The organism is Cupriavidus sp. 05N39, from assembly GCF_056397325.1.
The window spans coordinates 100,257-120,971 of sequence record NZ_JBFTNE010000022.1 but is presented as its reverse complement, the minus strand read 5'-3'; the positions used below and the strand labels follow the sequence as shown (position 1 = coordinate 120,971).

The window sequence follows — 20,715 nt, the reverse complement described above, 5'->3', positions numbered from 1 at the left end:
AAGAAATGGCAATTCCCGCATACATGTGGATCATGGACGATGGCGGCGCCGATATCAAAGGCTCGGTCACGGTCAATAGCCGCGAGGGCAGCGTCGAGGTGGTCGCCTTCGATCACGCCGTCAGTATTCCCACGGATTCCAACACCGGCAAGCTGACTGGCACGCGCGTGCACAAGCCGGTCGTCTTTACCAAGGAAACCGATGCCTCGACGCCGTATCTGTACAAGGCGGTCACCAGCGGCCAGACCCTGAAGTCGGTCGAGATCAAGTGGTACAAGATCGATGACGCCGGCAAGGAAAAAGAGTACTTCAACACCAAGCTCGAAAACGTGAAGGTGGTCGGCGTCACGCCGAAGATGCTGGATATCAAGAATCCGGCCTTTGAGAAGCACAACCACCTCGAAGACATCGAGCTGCGTTACGAAAAAATCACCTGGTCGTACAAGGACGGCAACATCATCCACGCCGACAGCTGGAACGAGCGCTCCTAATACGCGCCTGGCCGGCGTCCACCGCCGGCCTGCCATCTCGCGCGGACCCGGTGCAGGGGGCCGCGCACTTCCTTCTTCACCCCGCGTCCCGCTTCTTTTCCATGACCACCCGCGACCTCTCCCCGTTTCTGCGTCGTCTCAACGACCATTGCGCCCGTGCCCTGACCGACGCCGCCCGCCTGTGCGAAACACGCGCCCACCGGGACATCGAGGTCGAACACTGGCTGATCAAGCTGCTGGAGTTGGGCGACGGCGATCTGCTGGCGATCTTGCGGCGCTATGAACTCGATGTGGACGGCATCTGGAACGGGCTGCTCGCCGCCATCGACCGGCTGCCGCATGACCTGCGCGGCAAGCCTGGCCTGTCACAACGCCTCGGCCAGTGGCTGGAGGCCGCATGGATGCGCGCATCGCTCGAAGCCCCGGCGCCCGGAGAGTCCACGTCGATCCGCTCCGCGCACCTGCTGGCCGCGCTGGCCGAAACGCCACACCTGCTGCGGGCGCCCGGCGCCTGGGCGCTGTTGAGCGTATCCGCCATCCAGATCGAGCGGCTGATGCATGAACTCGACAACATCTCGACCGAGGCAGCCGCTCCCGACGCTGGCGAGCCGGCCAGGCCGGCTCCCGGCCCGCTGTCGCCGGCGCCGGTCACTCCCACCCCGACCAGGCCGATGCCCGGTCAGGCCGATACATCGGCGCTGGCCCGCTTCACGACCGACATCACCCGGAAGGCCCGGGACGGCAAGATCGATCCGGTATTTGGCCGCGACGTCGAGATTCGCCAGATGGTCGACATCCTGGCGCGGCGCCGCAAGAACAACCCGATCCTGGTTGGCGAACCTGGTGTGGGCAAGACTGCGCTGGTCGAAGGCCTTGCGCTCAAAATCGCGGAAGGGGATGTCCCGGCTGTCATACAGAACGTCAGCGTGCTGACGCTGGACCTGGGCCTTCTGCAGGCCGGGGCCGGCGTCAAGGGGGAGTTCGAGCAACGCCTCAAGAACGTGATCGAGGCCGTGCAGCAATCGCCGACACCCGTGCTGCTATTCATCGACGAAGCCCACACGCTGATCGGTGCGGGCAACACCGCAGGCGGTGCCGATGCCGCCAACCTGCTAAAGCCCGCCCTGGCGCGCGGCGAGCTGCGCACGATCGCGGCGACGACGTGGTCCGAATACAAGCAGTACTTCGAGCGCGACGCCGCGCTGGAGCGGCGCTTCCAGATGGTCAAGGTCGATGAGCCCGACGACGATGGCGCTTGCCTGATGCTGCGCGGCCTGAAGGAACGGTATGCGCAGCACCATGGCGTGCACATCACCGATGCCGCCATCGGCGCCGCCGTGCGGCTGTCGCGCCGCTATCTGACCGGACGCCAACTGCCGGACAAGGCCGTCGATCTGCTCGATACCGCCGCCGCCCGCGTGCGCATGAGCCTGGAGGCCACACCGGTGGCCATCTCCTCCCGCGAGGCGGAACGCGCGGCGCTGGAGGTCGAGCGGACTGCCTTGCTGCAGGACCAAGGGGCCATCGGCGCGGATGTCGGCAAACGACTGGCGGCCATCGATGCCCGGCTCGCTGCGCTCGCCATTGAGCTCGAACAGTTTGAGCGCGCCTTTGCCGAACAGAAGGGGGCCGCCGAGACACTGATCGAATTGCGTGCGCAATGGCAAACCACTGCCGACGAGTCTGCACGGCGGGATCTGACGCCATCGATCCAGGCTGCCTACGAGATGCTGACCAAGCACGGTCAGGCCGCGCTGATCCATGCGGAAGTGGACGAGACCGCCATTGCACAGGTGATTGCCGATTGGACAGGGGTTCCCGTCGACAGCCTGCTGTCCAGCGAGCTGGCCACTTTGCTGGCGCTGGAAAGGCGCTTGGGGCACATCGTGGTTGGCCAGGATGAGGCGCTAGCCGCCCTCAGCAAGAGCTTGCGGGCCGCCAAGGCGGGACTCAAATCCGAGGAGGCGCCGCTGGGCGTGTTCCTGCTGGCGGGGCCTTCGGGGGTGGGCAAGACCGAAACGGCGCGCGCGTTGGCCGACCTGATGTTCGGTGGCGAGCGTTCGCTTGTCACCATCAACCTGTCCGAATACCAGGAAGCCCACACCGTCTCGCAGCTGAAGGGTTCGCCGCCGGGCTATGTCGGCTACGGGGAAGGCGGTGTCCTGACCGAGGCGGTCCGCCAGCGGCCCTACAGCGTCATCCTGCTCGACGAGGTCGAGAAAGCGCACCGTGACGTACTGAATTTGTTCTACCAGGTATTCGATCGCGGCTTCATGCGCGACGGCGAAGGCCGGGTGATCGACTTCCGCAATACCGTCATCCTGATGACCTCGAATCTCGGAAGCGAGCAGATTCTGGCGGCAGCCGACGCCGCCGCCGCGGCCGGCGTCGAGCTCGCCACCGGGACGCTGATGGAGGCGATTCGCCCGATGCTGATCGACCACTTCCAGCCGGCACTGCTGGCACGCTTCCAGACCATTGCCTACCGCCCGCTGTCGGCCGACGCCATGGCATTGATCGTGCGGATGAAGCTCGGCAAGGTGGCTGACCGCATCGCGCGCCGCTTTGGCGTGCCACTGCGGTGCGACGACACGCTGGTGGCCGAGCTGGTGCGGGCCTGCCTGTTGCCCGATTCCGGCGCCCGCAATATCGACAGTCTGCTCGATCAGCAGATCCTGCCGGTACTGTCGCGTGAGCTGCTGGTGCGCATGTCGGACCAGCAGGCACCGGCATCGATTCGCCTGTCGTTCTCCGGGGACGACGGTATTGGCCTGGACTTCGAGGAGCCGGCAACGACAACCGGGGTGGACGCGTGACACGGAGCGGGCCGGGCCTCTTTGAAGCGGTGACGGGATACTTTGCGAATGGCGTGGCCGTCGACGATTTCGATGTGGCGACGCAGACGTTCCTGTCCGTGCAGGACAACATCCAGCGCATCCTCAATAGCCGTCGCGGCAGCCTGGCGCATTTGCCGGATTATGGGCTTGGCGATCTGTCCAGGATCTACCGGCATCTACCCGCGTCAGCGCACACGCTAAAGCGCGAAATCGAAACGACGCTGCTGCGCTACGAGCCGAGGCTGAAATCCATCGGCATCGCGATCGAAGAGACCGAACCGGGCATGCTTCTCAGCTTTACCATGAGTTGTCAACTGCATCAGGCCGGGCTGGTGCGATTCGGCACCCACTTCACGCCCGATGGACAGACGCGCCTCAAGCTGCTGAAGGCCGAACGTGACCGTGAGTGACCTAGCCACACCGGCCTGTCATGGAGGAATCATGAAAAACACGCCTGGACATCGCTACGGCTCTCGATCCGGGCGTTGATGCGTCCAGGAGGGCTTGACCAAGGAGCAAATGGCCTGGGTGTTTGACACGGCACTGCGAAGCTTGAAGCGATTTTGGTAGGATGCAGGCCTTTCCATCGACGGTGTGCCAGTGTGTTGCGCCGGAATGTGACTCCGATGTTGCTTGCTTCATGAACCTGGCCCAGATCAAGACCCACGCCGCCGAGCGGCTTGCCCGCCTGCGGCGCCCTACGCGGCGCGGTGTCCTCAAGACGCTGGCTGCCGTGCCGGCGCTGTTCCTGCTGTATGTGCTGGTGTTGATCCCGTTCACGCCGGGCATCAGCGATATCCGCAAGGCCAAGTCGGACCAGCCCGCGCAAGTGCTCTCGGCGGACGGCAAGGAACTGGCGGTGTTCAAATGGGCCAACCGCGACTGGGTCCGGCTGGCCGACATCTCGCCCAATGTGACGACAGCGCTGATCGCCACCGAGGATCACCGCTTCTACCAGCACTTCGGCCTGGACTGGCGGCGCATGGGGTCGGCAGCGCTACATACCTTTTCCGGCAACCGGCAGGGTGGTTCCACCATTACCCAGCAGCTTGCCCGCAATCTCTACCCCGATGAGATCGGCCGCGCGCCCACGCTCACGCGCAAGCTCAAGGAAGCCATTACCGCGCTGAAGATCGAGGCACTCTATACCAAGGACGAGATCCTCGAGACCTATCTCAACACGGTGCCGTTCCTGTACAACGCGTACGGCATCGAGATGGCGGCGCGTACTTACTTCGACAAATCCGCCGGCAAGCTGGACGTACTGGAGAGCGCCACGCTGATCGGCATGCTCAAGGGCAACAGCTACTACAACCCGGTCATCAATCCCGAGCGTGCCGTGCAGCGGCGCAATACCGTGTTGGCGCAGATGGTCAAGTACGAGAAGCTGGATCCTGCCAAGTACGAGGCGCTGAAGAAGCGGCCGCTGCGTATCGATTTCGAGCGCCAGACCGAGCCGCCGGGCCCCGCGCCGCACTTCGCGCAGCAACTGCGCAAATGGCTGATCACCTGGGCGGACCGCAACGACTACAACATCTACACCGACGGGCTGGTGGTACGCACCACCATCGATTCGCGCCTGCAGGCGATGGCCAACCAGGCCGTGGCGCGCCAGGGCAACCAGTTGCAGGGCATAGCGAATGCAGCGTGGGCGCCGCGCTCGGGCTGGGCTGCCAACAAGGAGCTGGTGCAGGCCTTCGTGCGCGAGACGCCGGAGTACCGGGCGGCGCGGGAATCCGGGCTGACCCCCGAGGCAGTCATGAAGCAGTTGCTGGCCGACGGTGTCTTCATGCAGGCGCTGCGGCAGTCGAAGACCCGCATCCAGGCCGGTTTCCTCGCGCTGGACCCGCGCAGCGGCGAGATCAAGGCCTGGGTCGGCAGCCGCGATTTCAGCCAGGATGCCTTCGACCACGTGCAGCAGGCACAGCGCCAGCCGGGCTCCACGTTCAAGCCGTTTGTCTATGGCGCGGCGTTTGAGCAAGGCGCCAGTCCCGACGATACCTTCGTCGACCAGGCGGTGGAGATCCCCCTGGCCGGCGGCGAGGTCTGGCGGCCTTCCGACGATGGCCCCCCGAGCGGGCGCGCCATGAGCCTGCGCGACGGCCTGGTGTATTCCAAGAACACGATCACCGCGCAGTTGATGCAGAGTGTGGGCCCGGCCAAGGTGGCCAGGCTGGCCCGCGCCATGGGCGTGCGGCAGAGCCGTCTCGACACCGTACCCTCGCTGGCGCTGGGCACCAGCCCGGTGACACTGAAGGAGATGGTCTCCGCCTACGGCACCATAGCCAACCAAGGTGCTTACCTGGAGCCGGTGATGGTCACCCGCATCGAGGACCGCAAGGGCGAGGTGCTGGAGACGTTCCGCCCGGCGTCGCCCGAGCAGGCGCTGCCCGTCGCCACGGTGCAGACGCTGCTGGATGTCATGCGCGGCGTGATCGACCGGGGCACGGGCACAAGCATCCGCACGCGCTTCGGCATCCGCGCGGATGTGGCCGGCAAGACCGGCACCACGCAGGACAACGCCGACGGCTGGTTCATCCTGATGCATCCGCAACTGGTGGCCGGCGCCTGGGTCGGGTTCAACGACAGCCGGGTGACGCTGCGCAGCGACTACTGGGGGCAGGGCGCGCACAGTGCGCTGCCCATGGTGGGCGACTTCTTCCAGCGTTCGCTCCGGGCCCGCGTGATCGACCCGAACGTCCGCTTTGTGAAGCACGAAGAGACCGGCTTGTTCGAGGCGCTGGGCTGGACCATACGCGGCTGGTACCAGCGCTTCTTCGGGACGGCCTCGAAGCCTGAAGCCCCGCCCGCGCCCAGGCGCCCGGCACACTCGGCGCAGGCGCCGGAGCCGGCGCCTGCGATGGAGGCCAGCGCGGCGGCACCGCCAGCGGCCTTGCCGCCCGGTGGCGCCAGCGCGCCCTTGGGGCGGGAATTTGCGGATGCCGTGCCGGGGCCGGTATCCGCAAGTTCACCGGTGAGTGCGCCTGTCGATGCCTTGACAGGCGCGCCGCGTGTGCGGGACATGCCGGCAGCCGGCGCTTCCACGTCCGCGCAGGATGCAGCCCTGGCGCCAGCAAGTGAAGGCAATGTGCCGTGACGCCAGGCATAGCGATCCGCGCCGGTTTATCTTGTTGCCGGCGCCTGGTCCGTGCCGCCAGTCGGCTGCTTGCAGGCAAGCCGATGAAGGTGCGGCGCAGTGCCGGCAAGCGCGCCCGGACTTGTCAATCCGGCACCGCGCGCGTACCGTTGCGGGTCACATCGCTTACCATAGCGGTTTGACTGGCGGTATCCCTGTAAAGCGATCCGGCCGGCCTGGCCGCTGAGTTCCCGCAATGCAAGGCGCGGGAACTGGCGCTAGTATGCCAGCCGTGTGACAGCTTTCCTGCCGGTGGACCTTTTTCCAGATGAACAACAATCCAAAGAATTCTCGCGGCGAGCCTCCCGCTCCACGTACCTGGGACGCCCGTCTGGCGCGCGCGCTTGTGCGCCCGCTCAAGGACTCCTGGATCACCCCTAACCACCTGACCACGTTGCGGCTGCTGATTGGCCTGGCCGGTGTTGCCTGCCTGATGCAGGGCGGATATGCGTGGACGAATTACGGGGCCCTGCTGATCGTGATCTCCAACTTCGTTGACCATACGGACGGCGAGTTGGCGAGAATTAGCGGAAAATCAAGCAAGATAGGCCATTTTTATGACCTGGCGAGCGATGCCCTGATTACGGTGCTGCTGTTCGTCGGCATGGGCGTGGCGATTTCGGACGAGGCCGCCAACGGGGTGCTGTCGCCGGTGCTGCTAGGCACGCTGGCTGGCGTAGCGGTGGCGCTGATCTTCTTTCTTCGCATGCGTATCGAAGAGCGCGTGGGGAAAAGCGGGACGAAGCAGGCCTCCGCGGGGGGATTCGAGACCGAAGACGTGCTTTACCTGCTCCCGCTGGTGACGCTGACCAGCGGCATCGCGCCGTTCCTGACGGCGGCGTCGATCGGCGCGCCGCTGTTCGCGGCATGGGTCGTCTTCGACTACTGGCGCGTCATGCGGCGCCCCCGGCCGGTCACGGCTCCGACTTCGACGAAGATCTGAGGAACCCCGATGAGCGAGCAAGCCACCAACGACATCGCGCTGGACGCACCTTCCGTCCAGGCCGCCGCGACGGTTTCGCCACGCCCGAAGCCGGCCACGCCAACCGGCACGCCCGATCCCGAGTCCGCAGTGGCCAGCCGCACCGCCATGCTGGACAACGTGAAGCTGCGCGCCGATTTCGAGCGCCAGGACGCCTTCCTGCACCTGGAGGAATTCCTGGCGCCGGAAGTCACCGCGCAACTGGTCGCCAGCGCCCGCGCGCTGGTGCCCAAGATCAACCGCAACTACCTGCCCGGCCACAAGCAGGGCGGCAGCGTCAGCCGCCACACGATCGACGAACTTGCCCCGTTTATCGCGGAACTGTATCGGTCGAAGGCRCTGATCGGCTGGCTGGAGCAGATGTGCGGCGAAAAGCTGCTGCTGTCCCCGGACACCGACCCGCATGCCTACGCGCTCTATTACTACACGCGTCCCGGCGATCACATCGGCTGGCATTACGACACCTCTTATTACGATGGCCGCCGCTACACGCTGCTGCTGGGCGTGATCGAAGAATCCTCCTGCCGCCTCGATTACGAACTGCACACCCGCAATGCGGATGTGCCCGACGAGCCCGGTTCGGTGCAGACCACCCCCGGCGGCCTGGTGTTCTTCGACGGCGACAAGCTGCGCCACCGCATTACGCCGGCCGGCGCCAACGAGATGCGGGTGTCGCTGACGTTTGAGTACGTCACCGATCCGGGCATGCGCCCGTGGCTGCGCTTCATCTCCAATATGAAGGACGCGATCGCCTATTTTGGCTTCAAGCAGGTATTCAAGAGACTGGCGCCAGGCCAGAAACCCCGCGCATGACCCGTGCCGCCATCTTCCTGCTGTCGATCGGCGCGGCGCTGTTTGTCGCGCTGCTCGCCTGGCAAGGATTCGGCTCCGTCGCGTCGACGCTGATGTCCGCAGGCTGGGGCCTGGCGCTGGTCGCTGCATTCCACCTGCTGCCGCTGGCGCTGGACGCCGGCGCCATCTTCGTCTTGTTCGACCGCCGGGCCGGGCGCGGCACCATGTGCAACGCACTGCTGGCGCGTTGGGCGGGCGAGTCCGTGAACAGCCTGCTGCCCGCCGGGCAGATCGGCGGGCCGGTGCTGATGGTGCGCTACCTGGCGCAGCGCGGCACGCGCATGCGCGACGCCGCCGCCGCCATTACGGTCAGTACCACCATGCAGGCTCTCGCGCAGATGGTGTTCGCGTTTATCGGCCTGGCGCTGTTCACCTTGTACGGTGGACACGGCGGGCGCGGCGGGCAGGATGCGCTCTCGGACCTGCGCACGCCGACCCTGATTGTCACGGCTGTGCTGGCGCTGTGCATCGTGGCGTTCTACGTCATCCAGAAGCGGGGTTTGTTCGGCCGGGTCCTGCGCGTGCTGTCGAAGCTGTTTGGCAAGCGCGACTGGTCCGGGTTGACGATGCGTGCCGATGCCGTGGACGCGGCCGTGCATGGCATGTACCGCGACCGCCGCAAGGTGGCGGGCACCTTCGCGCTGAGCCTGGCCRGCTGGCTGGTCGGCACCGGCGAAGTCTGGCTGGCGCTGCATTTCCTGGGGCATCCGGTCAGCTGGCTCGACGCCCTGCTGCTGGAGAGCGTCGGGCAGGCCATTCGCGGCGCGGCGTTTGCCATTCCCGGCTCGCTGGGGGCGCAGGAAGGCGGCTACCTGCTGCTGGCCCCCATCGTCGGCCTGCCGCCCGAGGCGGCGCTGGCGCTGTCGCTGGCCAAGCGCGCCCGCGAGATCGGGCTCGGCGCGCCGGGCCTGCTGTATTTACATTTGAGCGAACGGAAATTCCAGCGGCGGCGTGCGGCCATGCCTGCCGAGTCCCTGAAATAGACGGTGAAGGACCTGGCGGCGCCGCGGCGCGTGCGCAAGCCAGGCCAGGCACCAGGCGGTTTCAGTGATTCAGCGGGCCGGCCACGCGCTGCCGATTGATTGATGCAATTTGCATGGGTGCGGAGAACGAATGCGAGCAATCATCCTTGCCGCGGGCCTTGGCCTGCGACTACAGCAACAGCCCGGGGAGCAGTTCCCGAAGTGCCTGCTGCGCTTTGACGGTGTCACCCTGCTGGAGCGGCATCTGCGCATGCTGGATGCGGCGGGTGTGGACGAGATCGTGCTGGCGCTGGGTTTCCAGCCGGGACACGTGGAAGCCGAGCTCGACCGGCTCGGGCGCGACCCCTACCCGGAAATCGTGCTGAACTCCCGCTACGACCTGGGCAGCGTGCTGACCGTGCATACGGTGGCCGATGCGCTTACGCGTGGCGGCGACGTCCTGCTGATGGATGCCGACGTGCTGTACGACGAGCGCATCCTCAGCGCCCTGGTGGCCGGCGACACCACCAACCGCCTGCTGATCGACCGCGATTTCGAAGCCGGCGACGAGCCGGTCAAGCTGTGCGTGAAGAACGGCATTCCGGTGGAGCTGCGCAAGCAGCTCGCGGTTGGCCTGGAGTACGACACCATTGGCGAATCGGTCGGGTTCTTCCGCTTCCAGGAGCAGACCGCGCGCCGCCTGGCGCAGATCGTCCAGGGCTATGTCGACAGCGGCCGCTCGAACATGCCGCACGAAGAAGCGGTGCGCGACCTGCTGCTCGAAGGCGGCCATGTGTTCGATATCGCCGATGTGAGCGGCGCTCCGTGGATCGAGATCGATTTCCCGAACGACGTCGCGCGTGCGCGCGACGAAGTCCTGCCTGAACTTCAGCCGATTGTGGGAGTAGCACAGTGAACGCGATTGACCCGATTTTCTCGACTGCCACGCGCACTGCACGCCTGCGCCAGATGATCGTTGGCAACGAGCTGGAATTCATGATGGAAGCGCACAACGGGCTGTCCGCCCGGATCGTGCGCGAAGCCGGTTTCAAGGCCATCTGGGGTTCCGGCCTGGCCATCTCGGCCCAGTACGGCGTACGCGACAACAACGAGGCCAGCTGGACCCAGGTCGTCGATACGCTGGAATTCATGGCCGATGCCAGCGACCTGCCGATCCTGCTGGACGGCGACACCGGCTACGGCAACTTCAACAACGTGCGCCGCCTGGTGCGCAAACTCGAGCAGCGCGGCATTGCCGGCGTCTGCATCGAGGACAAGCAGTTCCCCAAGACCAACAGCTTTATCGATGGAGAGCGCCAGCCGCTCGCCGAGATCGACGAGTTCTGCGGCAAGATCAAGGCCGGCAAGGATTCGCAGTCGGACGACAACTTCTCCATCGTTGCCCGCGTGGAAGCCCTGATCGCCGGCTGGGGCATGGACGAAGCCCTGCGCCGCGCCGAAGCCTATCGCCAGGCGGGCGCCGACGCCATCCTGATCCACAGCAAGCTGTCGCGCCCCGACGAGATCCTGGCGTTCGCGCGCGAGTGGGCTGGCCGTGGCCCGCTGGTGATCGTGCCGACCAAGTATTACAGCACGCCGACCGACGTCTTCCGCAAGGCCGGCATCAGCGTGGTGATCTGGGCCAACCACCTGATCCGCGTGGCGGCCTCGTCGATGCAGGCCGTGGCCAAGGAAATCCACGACAGCGAAACGCTGGTCAACGTCGAAGACCGCATCGCCTCCGTCAACGAGATCTTCCGCCTGCAGGATGCCGACGAATACTCGGCCGCCGAGAAGATGTACCTGTCCGGCTCGCAAGCGCCTGGCGCGGCGGTGGTGCTGGCGGCCAGCCGCGGCACCGGGCTTGAGCCTCTCACGGAGGACCGGCCGAAGGTGATGCTGCCGGTGGCCGGCAAGCCGCTGCTGCGCTGGCTGGTGGATGCCTTCAAGAAGCAGTCGATCAACGATATCACCGTGGTCGGCGGCTACCAGGCCAAGGCCATCGACACGGCGGGCATCAAGCTGGTGCTCAACGAGCAGTACGCGCAGACCGGCGAACTGGCCTCGCTGGCGTGCGCGGCCGATGGCTTGCATACCGACACCGTGATCGCCTACGGCGACCTGCTGTTCCGCAGCTATATCCTGCGCGACCTGCTGGAGAGCGATGCGCCGTTCAGCGTCGTCTTCGACTCCTCGCTGACCACCGAGTCGAACCAGAGCGTGCGCGACTTCGCGTATTGCTCCGCGGCGGACGACCGCGACCTGTTCGGCCAGAAGGTCCTGCTGCGCCACGTGTCCAGCAAGGGCCAGGAGCCGGCCGCCGGGCAGGCGCAGGCGCCGCACGGCCGCTGGATCGGTCTGCTGAACGTGCGTGGCGAGGGGCGCGAGCGTCTGCAAAAGCTGATCGCCGAGTTGCGCACGCGCGACGATTTCAACACGCTGGACATGCCCGCGCTGCTCAACGCGCTGGTCGCGGCCGGCGAAGAAATCGAAGTGAAGTACGTGCATGGCCACTGGCGCGGCGTAAACGATCTCGACGACTTCCGCCGCGCCGGCGATTTCGCGCACACGCAGACGCCGTTCGCGGTTGGCGGCACGGATGCAGAGGAAGCCCGATGATCGAAGCGGCACACTTTGTCGAAGCCGCGCGCGCGCGCGGCTTCGACTGGTATGCCGGAGTGCCGTGCTCGTACCTGACGCCGTTTATCAACTACGTGCTGCAGGATCCGTCGCTGCATTACGTATCGGCGGCGAACGAAGGCGATGCGGTGGCACTGATCGCCGGCGTGACGCTGGGCGCGCAGGGTGGGCGGCGCGGCATCACCATGATGCAGAACTCCGGCCTGGGCAACGCGGTGAGCCCGCTGACCTCGCTCACCTGGACCTTTCGCCTGCCGCAGTTGCTGATCGTCACCTGGCGCGGGCAACCCGGCGTTGCCGATGAGCCGCAGCACGCGCTGATGGGGCCGGTCACGCCGGCCATGCTCGACACCATGGAGATCCCATGGGAAACCTTCCCGACCGATGCGGCCGAGGTGGGCCCGGCGCTGGACCGCGCGGTGGCGCATATGGACGCCACGGGCCGTCCGTACGCGCTGGTGATGCAGAAGGGCAGTGTCGCGCCCTATGAGTTGAAGCAGCAGGAGCGGCCCGCGCCGCGCCCCAGATGCACGCCGGTTTCGCCAGCGCCGGGCGCTTCGCAGGACGGCTTGCCCACGCGCCGCGAAGCCCTGCAGCGCGTGATCGCGCATACGCCCCCCGGCAAGAACGTGGTGCTGGCATCGACCGGCTTCTGCGGACGCGAACTCTACGCGCTGGATGACCGCGCCAACCAGTTGTACATGGTGGGCTCGATGGGTTGCCTGACGCCGTTCGCACTGGGCCTTGCCCTCGTGCGTCCGGACCTGAACGTGGTGGCCGTCGACGGCGACGGCGCGGCGCTGATGCGCATGGGTGTGTTCGCCACGCTCGGCGCCTATGGCCCGTCTAACCTCACGCACGTGCTGCTCGACAACGGCGCCCATGACTCCACGGGCGGACAGGCGACCGTGTCGCCCAACGTCTCGTTCGCCGGCGTGGCGGCCGCTTGCGGCTATGCCTCGGCGGTAGAAGGCGATCGGCTCGGCACGCTCGACCAGGCACTCTCTGCCGCGGTGCAAGAGCCCGCTGCCGGGCCGCGTTTCGTGGCGCTTTCGATCCGCGCCGGCACGCCGGACGGCCTGCCGCGCCCGACCATTACCCCTGTCGATGTGAAGACGCGCCTCGCGCGCCATATTGGCGCCGATCAAGGCGCCGACCAAGGAGAGAAGTAATGCTGCTACTCAACCCGGGCCCCGTGACCTTGTCGGCGCGTGTGCGCCAGAGCCTGTTGCAGCCGGACCTGTGCCATCGCGAAAGCGAGTTCTTCGACCTGCAGGACGAGGCGCGCGCGCGGCTGCTCGATATCTATGAACTGGATCCGGCCGAATGGGCCGCGGTGCTGATGACGGGTTCCGGCACGGCGGCGGTGGAAAGCATGATCGCCGCGCTGGTGCCCGAGCAGGGCAAGCTGCTGATCGTGCAGAACGGCGTGTACGGCGAGCGCATTACGCAGATCGCCACGCAATACCGCATCGCCCACGAGGTGGTCGCGCACGACTGGATGCAGGCTCCCGACCTTGGCCGCATTGCCGTCGCGCTCGACGCGGACCGCGCCATCACCCACGTGGCGGTGATCCACCATGAAACCACCACCGGACGCCTGAACGATCTCCAGGCGCTCGACGCACTGTGCAGCGCGCGCGATGTGAGGCTGCTGGTCGATGGCGTGAGCAGCTTCGGCGCCGAAGCGATCGATTTTGGCGGCAGCATTGCGGCGGTGGCGGCCACGGCCAACAAATGCCTGCATGGCGTGCCCGGCGCGTCTTTCGTCATTGTGCGGCGCAACGCGCTGGAGCAAGCCGCCAGCCGGACTTACTACCTGGATCTGGGGCGGCTGGCGCGGCTGCAGGACCAGCGCAATACGCCGTTCACGCCCTCCGTGCATGCCTATTACGCACTGGTGGAAGCCTTGCGCGAACTGGCGGACGAGGGCGGCTGGCGCGCCCGCCACGCGCGCTATGCGGCGCTGGCGGAACGCGCGCGCGCCGGGCTGGAGGCCCTGGGCATGCCGGCCCTGTGGGCGTCGGAGCAGTCCTCCGTGGTGCTGCGTGCCTACCGTTTGCCGGCCGGCCTGACGTACGCGCAGTTGCATGATGGCCTGAAGGAACGCGGTTTTGTCATTTACGCGGGGCAGGGCGGGCTCTCGGCGGAGCTGTTCCGTATTTCCACGATGGGGAATATCCAGCTGGATGACATCGATCGCTTGCTGCAGGGCTTTAAGGACCTGACGCAGTAATCGCGCCCCCGGCGTCATCGTCATTTGTGATCGCCATTTTGTTTTTGCGGGCAAAGCACTAGCATGGGGTAATGGATGCGGCGCAGCCGCATCCAGCCAATCCTTGCGGAGGAGCATTGCGATGCATCGCCATTTCCGCCTTGCCCTTGCCAGTTCCGGTGGCACAGCCGTTGCAGTCCTGGCTGTGCTTGTCCTCGGCGCAGCCGTGCCGGGGAGCGCCTCGGCGGCCGGCCCCGACGCGGCGCCCGCCGCCGCCGGCGTCGACCGCTCCTCGCCGGACCGCATGGTCCGCGCCGCCGTCGAAGGCGTGCTGGGCACCATCCAGGCCAATCCCGACACCCGCAGCGGCGATCTCGACAAGATCACGGCCGTGGTGCGCAAGCAGTTCCTGCCTTATACCGATTTCCGGCGCACCACGCGGCTTGCCGTGGGAAACGCTTGGCGTAACGCCTCGCCTGAGCAGCAAAAGCAACTTTACGAGCAGTTCGAGACGTTGCTCGTACGCAGCTACGCCTTGTCCCTGTCGCAAGTGCGTGATCAGGCGCTGAAGTTCCGCTATAAGCCGCCACGTACCAGCGGCAATGACGTGGTGGTGGAGACCAGCATGATCAACAAAGGGGACGAGGTGCAGATCGATTACCGCCTGCAGCGCGGCCCCGCGGGCTGGGCCATCTACGACATCAATATGAGCGGTGCCTGGCTGATCGAGATCTACCGGCAGCAGTTCGCCGACATCGTGGCGCGCAGCGGCATCGATGGCCTGGTCAAGTACCTGACGAGCCACAACGCGGCCTGAGGCTTGCTGCTGGCCTCTATGTGGTTATGCGCTTTGGCGGCTACGCGGCGTCCGCCAGCTTATCGTCGCCGGCGAGCGATGCGATCAGCGTCTCCGCCGACATCGGCCGTCCCAGCAGGAAGCCCTGTAGCGAATCGCAGCCCAGCCGCGTCAGGAATTCCTGCTGCTTGGCCGTCTCCACCCCTTCCGCGACGATGTCCAGGTTCAGCGTGCGGCCAAGCGCCACGATGGCCGAGACGATCGCCGCATCTTCCGTATCGCGGGCGAGATCCCGGATAAAGCCGCGATCGATCTTCAGCTCGCTGGCCGGGAGCCGCTTGAGGTAAAGCAGGCTGGAATAACCGGTGCCGAAGTCGTCGATCGAGATGCGCACGCCCATGTCGTGAAGCTGCTTTAGGATCTGCAGGCTGGCATCGGCGTCGCGCATCGCTGTCGATTCGGTGACTTCGAGCGTCAGACAGCCTGGCTCCAGCCCGTGCCGCGCCAGGGTATCCCGCACTGTCTTGATCAGGCTGGCATGCCGGAACTGCAGGGCCGACAGGTTGACTGCCACGCTCCAATGCGGATGGCCCGCATCGCGCCACTCCCGCATCTGCCGGCAGGCTTCGTCCAGGACCCAGTTCCCCATCGGCACGATCAGGCCGGTCTTTTCGGCCTGGGGAATGAACTGGTCCGGAGCAATCAGGCCGCGGGTGGGATGCGCCCAGCGCACCAGCGCTTCCACGCCGACCACCGGCCCGCTGGGCGCGGTGAGCTTGGGCTGGTATTGCAGGATCAGCTCCCTACGCTCCAGTGCCAGGCGCAGGTCCTGCACCAGTTGCAGCTGCTCGTGCACGTTGGCGTTCATCGACGCTTCGAAAAAGCAGATGGTATTGCGGCCCAGCGCTTTCGCGTGATRCATCGCCGCGTCGGCGTTGGTCAGCAAGTCGTGCTGTAGGGTGCCGTCGCCGGGGTACATGGCAATGCCGATGCTGGTGGAGACGCGCAACTCGCGGCCGGCAACCTGGAAGGGTTCGCGAATGACCGTCAACACCTTTTCGGCGAGGGTTGCCGCGTCCGCCGGCTCGCCGACGCTGGCCAGCAGCACGAACTCGTCGCCGCCCAGCCTGGCAATGGTGTCCTGCGCGCCCACGGCGGCCCCGATGCGCCGCGCAACTTCGACCAGCAACTGGTCGCCAACGGGATGGCCATAGGCGTCGTTCACCGCCTTGAAGCCGTCCAGGTCCATGAACATCAGGGCGAAGCGGGTGGTCTTCTGCTCGGCTTCCTGGATCGCCCGGTCGAGCCGGTCTTCCAGCAGCACCCGGTTGGGCAGTTTTGTCAGGTTGTCGTGCAGCGCCAGGTAGGTCAGTTCCTGGTTGGCCTCAGCCAGCGATAGCGCCAGCATTGCGGTGCGGGCCTCCATGCGCACGTCGAGCACCGAGGTGATCAGGGCGATGGCAAGCACCGCCAGCGTGACGATGATGATCACCACTGCCAGCCATCCCGAATCCATCCCGTCGCGCGCCGCGCCGCAAACGCTGCCGAGCGGGAACTCCGCCGCCRCCATGCCGGTGTAATGCATCCCGACGATGGCAAAGCCCATGATCACCGCCGCACCCGCGCGCAGGGGCCGCACCCAGATCGACTCGCGCCGCAGGTTGAATGCGATCCACAGTGCCGCGCCGGAGGCCAGGATCGCGACCACGATGGACAGGATGAACAAGGACGGGATGTAGCGGATGCCCGGCGACATCTGCAGCGCGGCCATGCCCGTGTAGTGCATGCCGGCGATGCCCGCGCCGATGAGCAAGGCGCCACCGGCCAGGCGCCGCCACGGCAAGGTTTCCCGGCCCACGAGCCAGAGCGCAAGCGCCGACGACGCGATGGCGATCAGCAGCGAGACCCCGGTGATCGGCAGGTCGTATCCGAGCGGGATCGGCAGGTGGAATGCCAGCATGGCGATAAAGTGCATCGACCAGATGCCGATTCCCATCGCGCATGCGCCGCCGGCCAGCCACCAATATGCCGCGCGGCCCTGAGCCGTGGCAATGCGCCCTGCCATGTCAAGAGCGGTGTATGAGGCCAGGATCGCGACAAGCAGCGAGATCAGTACGAGCGAACTGTTGTGGCTGCCGGCAAGCATTGAGGCCCTTTCTCTTTCTAGACGTTGACTTTGATTTGCCTGGATTTCGCCTGATTTGCACCCGCACGGGTGCATGGTAGAGAAAGCGCCAGTTCGCCGCTCATAACGACATGTTAACTGGCAAATTTAGGTAGGGCTTGAAAAATGGGTCGCCGGGCCTGCCCGGCAGGCCCGGCGACCGGCCGGGCGCTACGCCTGCGTTGGTTTTTGTCCCGCGCCGGCCGGCGATCAGTGCCGCGGCTCGCCCCTGGGCACACCGGCCCACATGGCGACGCCGCTGGCCACCAGCAAGCCTGCCAGCAGGTACAACGCATTGTCCATGCTGCCGGTGTGCGTCTTGATCTGCCCGATGACCCAGGGGCTGACGATACCGCTCGTAATGCCGATGCTGCTGATAAAGGCAATTCCGGTGGCCGCCGTATGCGCAGGCAGGTGGCTGGGCGGCAACGACCAGAAGATCGGCAGCGCGGCAAAGATCAGCACGGCCGCGACCGACAGCAAGGCGAGCATTGCCGCGAAGCTGGGCAGATGCAGGGTCAGCAGCGCCAGTGCCAGCGCGCCACCCGACGTGCAGGCCAGGAAATGGCGATGCCGCTCGCCGCGCCGGTCGGAGTTGCGGGCGATCAGGATCAGGCCGACGGCGCCGATCGCGTTCGGGATGACGGAGTACAGGCTGATGGACATCACATCGGTAATGCCGAAATCCCGGATCATCAGGGGCATCCAGAAGCTCAGGGTGAGCGAGCCGCATGTCAGCGAAAAGTAGATGAACGCGAACAGGTAGATGCGCGGATTGCGCAGCGCCTGCATCAGCGCGCTGAAGGAGTGCGCATGCGCGGCGCTCCCGGACGGGCCGTTGTGCGCGGCGAGGAAGGCTTTTTCCTTGTCGGTGAGCCAGCTGGCCTGCTGCGGGCCATCGACCAGGCAGACCGCGGCGATGAGCCCGAGGATGATGGCGGGCGCGCCTTCGATGGCGAACATCCACTTCCAGCCGTAGAGGCCGAGCACGCCTGCCATGTCGCGCATGATCCAGCCCGAGATCAGCCCGCCCAGCACGCCCGCCACGGCAACCCCGGCAAAGAAGATGGCCATCACCGCCGCGCGCCGCCGCGCCGGGAACCAGTAGGTGAGATACAGGACGATGCCAGGGAAGAAACCCGCCTCGAATACGCCGAGCAGGAAGCGCAGCGTATAGAAATGCGTTGGGGTGGACACCATCATCATGCCGACCGAGGCGGCTCCCCACAGCAGCATGATGCGGGTGAAGGTGCGGCGCGCGCCGAAGCGGGCCAGCAGCATATTGCTGGGCACTTCGCACAGGACGTAGCCAACGTAGAAGACGGCGGCGCCCAGCCCGTACATCGCATCGCTGAAGCCCAGGTCCTGCTTCATCTGCAACTGGGCAAAGCCGATATTGATGCGGTCCAGGAAGGAGATGACGTAACAGACAAACAGGAAGGGGATGATGCGCAGCCAGATCTTTCGATAGAGCGCGTCTTCGTCGCGCACGGCAGTAGCCTGGGGCGCGATGGCCCCTGCAGAGGGATAAGTCATGGATTGTCTCCGGGAACGCGGGCGTCGATACGCCCTGGATGCCGGCGTCTTGCGCGCCTGGGCAACGAGTTGGGAGCGGCGGGCGCAGGATGCGCCCGCCGCGGTCAGGCTTGCGCGCTGCGGTCCTGCACAGCGCCTGCCCGCGCCAGTTGCATGGCCGAGAGCAGCGTGCCGTGGTCGCCGATATGATTCGCGAGCAACAGGATCAACTGCGCATTGACCGCCTGGCTCTGGCCGTCGTCGAGATCGCGGTGCATGTCGATCAGGGCTTCGTAGAAGTCGTCGGGGCGCGTCAGGTTGGGGTGTGTATTGAGTGCCATCGCTCTGTCTCCGATTCGGGATGTCGCCGGAATGCCTACGCCGCGACGGAGGCAGGGGCTTGCGCCTTTACCGCCGCCTGCATGCACGGCGCGTTGCCGGTTGCGCGGGCCAACGCCTGCCCGACGCCGGCGATGTCGGCCTGCCGCCAGCGCGCGCAGACATGCTGGTCCGGGCGGATCAGGTACAGCGTGCCGGGCCGCGCGTCGTAGCGCTGTGCGGCCAGGCCCTCGGTGTCGCGCAGTACCGTCACGCCAGGCTGCCCGGTGCAGGCTTCACCCGCGTCGACCACGACCAGCTTGAGCGGCAGCGTGCCCTGGCGCAGGCTTTGCAGGGCCCGCAGGTCGCCGGCATCGGGCGCGCCGAATACCAGCGCGGTGAACTGCCCGCCGAGTTGCGGCAGCAACCAGACCGGGCCTTGTTCCCCGGATACGGGCGCATCCACGCAGGCCGCGCCCGGCACCATGCCGCCGGCAAATTCGCCGGTGTCGGGCGTGTTGAGCGGCGAGTCGTGCAATACCGACGGCAGGGAGAGCCGTCCGCTATTGACCAGCTGCCGCGCAAACGCATGCTGCTTCGACAGGTTCAGCACGGCATCGCGGAACACTTTGCTGACGGCGCTCTTCGGCGTGATGAAATCGGTGGAGCGCGTCGAGTTGCGGATGTTCTCGTCGGCGGCGTACTCGCGCTCGCTCGCATACGTATCGAGCAGGCTGTCCGGCGCCTGGCCCTGGAGCACGAAGGCCAGCTTCCAGGCGAGGTTCTCCGCATCCTGCACGCCGCTGTTGGCGCCGCGCGCGCCGAACGGCGAGACGCCATGCGCGGAGTCGCCGGCAAACAGCACGTTGCCGTGGCGGAAGCTGTCCATGCGCAGGCAGGAGAAGGTGTAGACGCTGACCCATTCCAGCTCGAACTTTGCATCGGGCCCGAGCAGTGCCTGCACGCGCGGAATCACGCGCTCCGGCGTTTTCTCCAGCACCGGATCGGCATCCCAGCCGAGCTGGAAGTCGATGCGCCAGACGTTGTCGGGCTGGCGGTGCAGCAGTACGGACTGGTTCGGATGGAAGGGCGGATCGAACCAGAACCAGCGCTCGGTGGGGAATTCGGCTTCCATTTTCACGTCGGCGATCAGGAAGCGATCCTTGAAGGTGCGGCCCTTGCTGTCCAGGCCGAGCAGGTTGCGCAGCGGGCTGCGCGAGCCATCGGCCGCCACCACGTAGCGGCCGGTGAGCGCATAGGGGCCGTCCGGCGTATCGACGGTCAGCACCACGGCTGCATCCGGCGTGCCGGCATGGCGCTGCTCGATGCCCACCACCTTGTGCTTCCAGCGGATCTCAAGGTTGGGCAACTGGCGCGCGCGGTCGAGCAGGAAGCCCTCGACGTAGTATTGCTGCAGGTTGATGAAGGCCGGCCGTTGGTGGCCGGCTTCCGGCAGCAGGTCGAAGGTGTAGACCTGCTCGTCGCGCACGAAGACCTTGCCGACGTTCCAGCAAACGCCCTTTTCCACCATGCGCTCGCCGCAGCCGAGCCGGTCGAAGACGTCCAGCGTGCGCTTGGCGAAGCAGATTGCGCGCGACCCGTTCGACAGGGTGCAGTCATCGTCCACCAGCACGACCGGCACGCCATGCTGGGCGAGGTCGATCGCGGTGGCCAGCCCGATGGGGCCGGCGCCGACGACGATGACGGGGTGAGGATTGCCTGCCTGCTCCTGCCGTTGCTCGGGGCACGGCTGGTAATCAAATGACAGGTTCTGGTAGTCGTTGCTCATGCCTGTGTCTCCATCCAC

General features: G+C 66.1%; 16 protein-coding genes. 12 read left to right on the top strand and 4 right to left on the bottom strand.

Features of this window, described 5'->3' with window-relative positions:
- Positions 1 to 5 precede the first annotated feature (5 nt).
- The 12 genes from AC1DN0_RS13385 (at position 6) to AC1DN0_RS13330 (ending at position 14,932) form a co-directional block, all read left to right on the top strand.
- Positions 6 to 491 (top strand): Hcp family type VI secretion system effector, encoded by a 486-nt coding sequence (locus AC1DN0_RS13385; RefSeq protein ID WP_477143064.1) that lies wholly within the window; start codon positions 6 to 8, stop codon positions 489 to 491.
- A gap of 101 nt (positions 492 to 592) precedes the next feature.
- On the top strand, positions 593 to 3,307 hold the full coding sequence (tssH, locus tag AC1DN0_RS13380) for a type VI secretion system ATPase TssH (RefSeq protein ID WP_477102713.1): 2,715 nt from the start codon (positions 593 to 595) through the stop codon (positions 3,305 to 3,307).
- A complete protein-coding gene (tssE, locus tag AC1DN0_RS13375) occupies positions 3,304 to 3,738 on the top strand; it encodes a type VI secretion system baseplate subunit TssE (protein WP_441627701.1) in 435 nt (144 codons plus the stop codon). Before tssH ends, tssE begins: the two co-directional genes overlap by 4 nt.
- 230 nt (positions 3,739 to 3,968) lie before the next feature.
- The gene (locus AC1DN0_RS13370) at positions 3,969 to 6,425 is read left to right on the top strand and encodes a penicillin-binding protein 1A (RefSeq protein ID WP_441627699.1); all 2,457 of its coding nucleotides are present in this window, start codon (positions 3,969 to 3,971) and stop codon (positions 6,423 to 6,425) included.
- Positions 6,426 to 6,732: 307 nt separating this feature from the next.
- The gene (locus tag AC1DN0_RS13365) at positions 6,733 to 7,407 is read left to right on the top strand and encodes a CDP-alcohol phosphatidyltransferase family protein (RefSeq protein ID WP_441627697.1); all 675 of its coding nucleotides are present in this window, start codon (positions 6,733 to 6,735) and stop codon (positions 7,405 to 7,407) included.
- Between the two features lie 9 nt (positions 7,408 to 7,416).
- On the top strand, positions 7,417 to 8,259 hold the full coding sequence (locus AC1DN0_RS13360) for a HalD/BesD family halogenase (RefSeq protein WP_441627695.1): 843 nt from the start codon (positions 7,417 to 7,419) through the stop codon (positions 8,257 to 8,259).
- Positions 8,256 to 9,281 (top strand): flippase-like domain-containing protein, encoded by a 1,026-nt coding sequence (locus tag AC1DN0_RS13355; RefSeq protein WP_477145774.1) that lies wholly within the window; start codon positions 8,256 to 8,258, stop codon positions 9,279 to 9,281. The genes AC1DN0_RS13360 and AC1DN0_RS13355 overlap by 4 nt, the downstream gene beginning before the upstream one ends.
- 130 nt (positions 9,282 to 9,411) lie before the next feature.
- A complete protein-coding gene (locus tag AC1DN0_RS13350) occupies positions 9,412 to 10,176 on the top strand; it encodes a phosphocholine cytidylyltransferase family protein (RefSeq protein WP_441627691.1) in 765 nt (254 codons plus the stop codon).
- Complete coding sequence (aepX, locus tag AC1DN0_RS13345) at positions 10,173 to 11,879, top strand: phosphoenolpyruvate mutase (RefSeq protein WP_477145773.1); 1,707 nt, start codon at positions 10,173 to 10,175, stop codon at positions 11,877 to 11,879. The genes AC1DN0_RS13350 and aepX overlap by 4 nt, the downstream gene beginning before the upstream one ends.
- A complete protein-coding gene (gene aepY, locus AC1DN0_RS13340; protein ID WP_477145772.1) occupies positions 11,876 to 13,072 on the top strand; it encodes a phosphonopyruvate decarboxylase in 1,197 nt (398 codons plus the stop codon). The genes aepX and aepY overlap by 4 nt, the downstream gene beginning before the upstream one ends.
- Positions 13,072 to 14,136 (top strand): 2-aminoethylphosphonate aminotransferase, encoded by a 1,065-nt coding sequence (locus AC1DN0_RS13335; RefSeq protein ID WP_441627685.1) that lies wholly within the window; start codon positions 13,072 to 13,074, stop codon positions 14,134 to 14,136. The genes aepY and AC1DN0_RS13335 overlap by 1 nt, the downstream gene beginning before the upstream one ends.
- 121 nt (positions 14,137 to 14,257) lie before the next feature.
- Positions 14,258 to 14,932 (top strand): MlaC/ttg2D family ABC transporter substrate-binding protein, encoded by a 675-nt coding sequence (locus tag AC1DN0_RS13330; RefSeq protein WP_441627683.1) that lies wholly within the window; start codon positions 14,258 to 14,260, stop codon positions 14,930 to 14,932.
- A gap of 40 nt (positions 14,933 to 14,972) precedes the next feature.
- Here AC1DN0_RS13330 and AC1DN0_RS13325 read toward each other — a convergent pair whose 3' ends face one another.
- The 4 genes from AC1DN0_RS13325 to AC1DN0_RS13310 all read right to left on the bottom strand — a co-directional run bounded on the left by AC1DN0_RS13325 (position 14,973) and on the right by AC1DN0_RS13310 (position 20,697).
- Positions 14,973 to 17,057 (bottom strand): putative bifunctional diguanylate cyclase/phosphodiesterase, encoded by a 2,085-nt coding sequence (locus tag AC1DN0_RS13325; RefSeq protein WP_477145771.1) that lies wholly within the window; start codon positions 17,055 to 17,057, stop codon positions 14,973 to 14,975.
- Positions 17,058 to 17,285: 228 nt separating this feature from the next.
- Positions 17,286 to 18,611, bottom strand: a complete 1,326-nt coding sequence (locus AC1DN0_RS13320) for an MFS transporter (RefSeq protein WP_441627679.1) — start codon at positions 18,609 to 18,611, stop codon at positions 17,286 to 17,288.
- A gap of 104 nt (positions 18,612 to 18,715) precedes the next feature.
- Positions 18,716 to 18,931 carry a DUF2783 domain-containing protein gene (locus AC1DN0_RS13315; protein WP_441627677.1) on the bottom strand — a complete coding sequence of 72 codons (216 nt, stop codon included), beginning with the start codon at positions 18,929 to 18,931 and terminating at the stop codon, positions 18,716 to 18,718.
- A gap of 35 nt (positions 18,932 to 18,966) precedes the next feature.
- Positions 18,967 to 20,697 carry an FAD-dependent oxidoreductase gene (locus tag AC1DN0_RS13310; protein WP_441627675.1) on the bottom strand — a complete coding sequence of 577 codons (1,731 nt, stop codon included), beginning with the start codon at positions 20,695 to 20,697 and terminating at the stop codon, positions 18,967 to 18,969.
- Positions 20,698 to 20,715 lie beyond the last annotated feature (18 nt).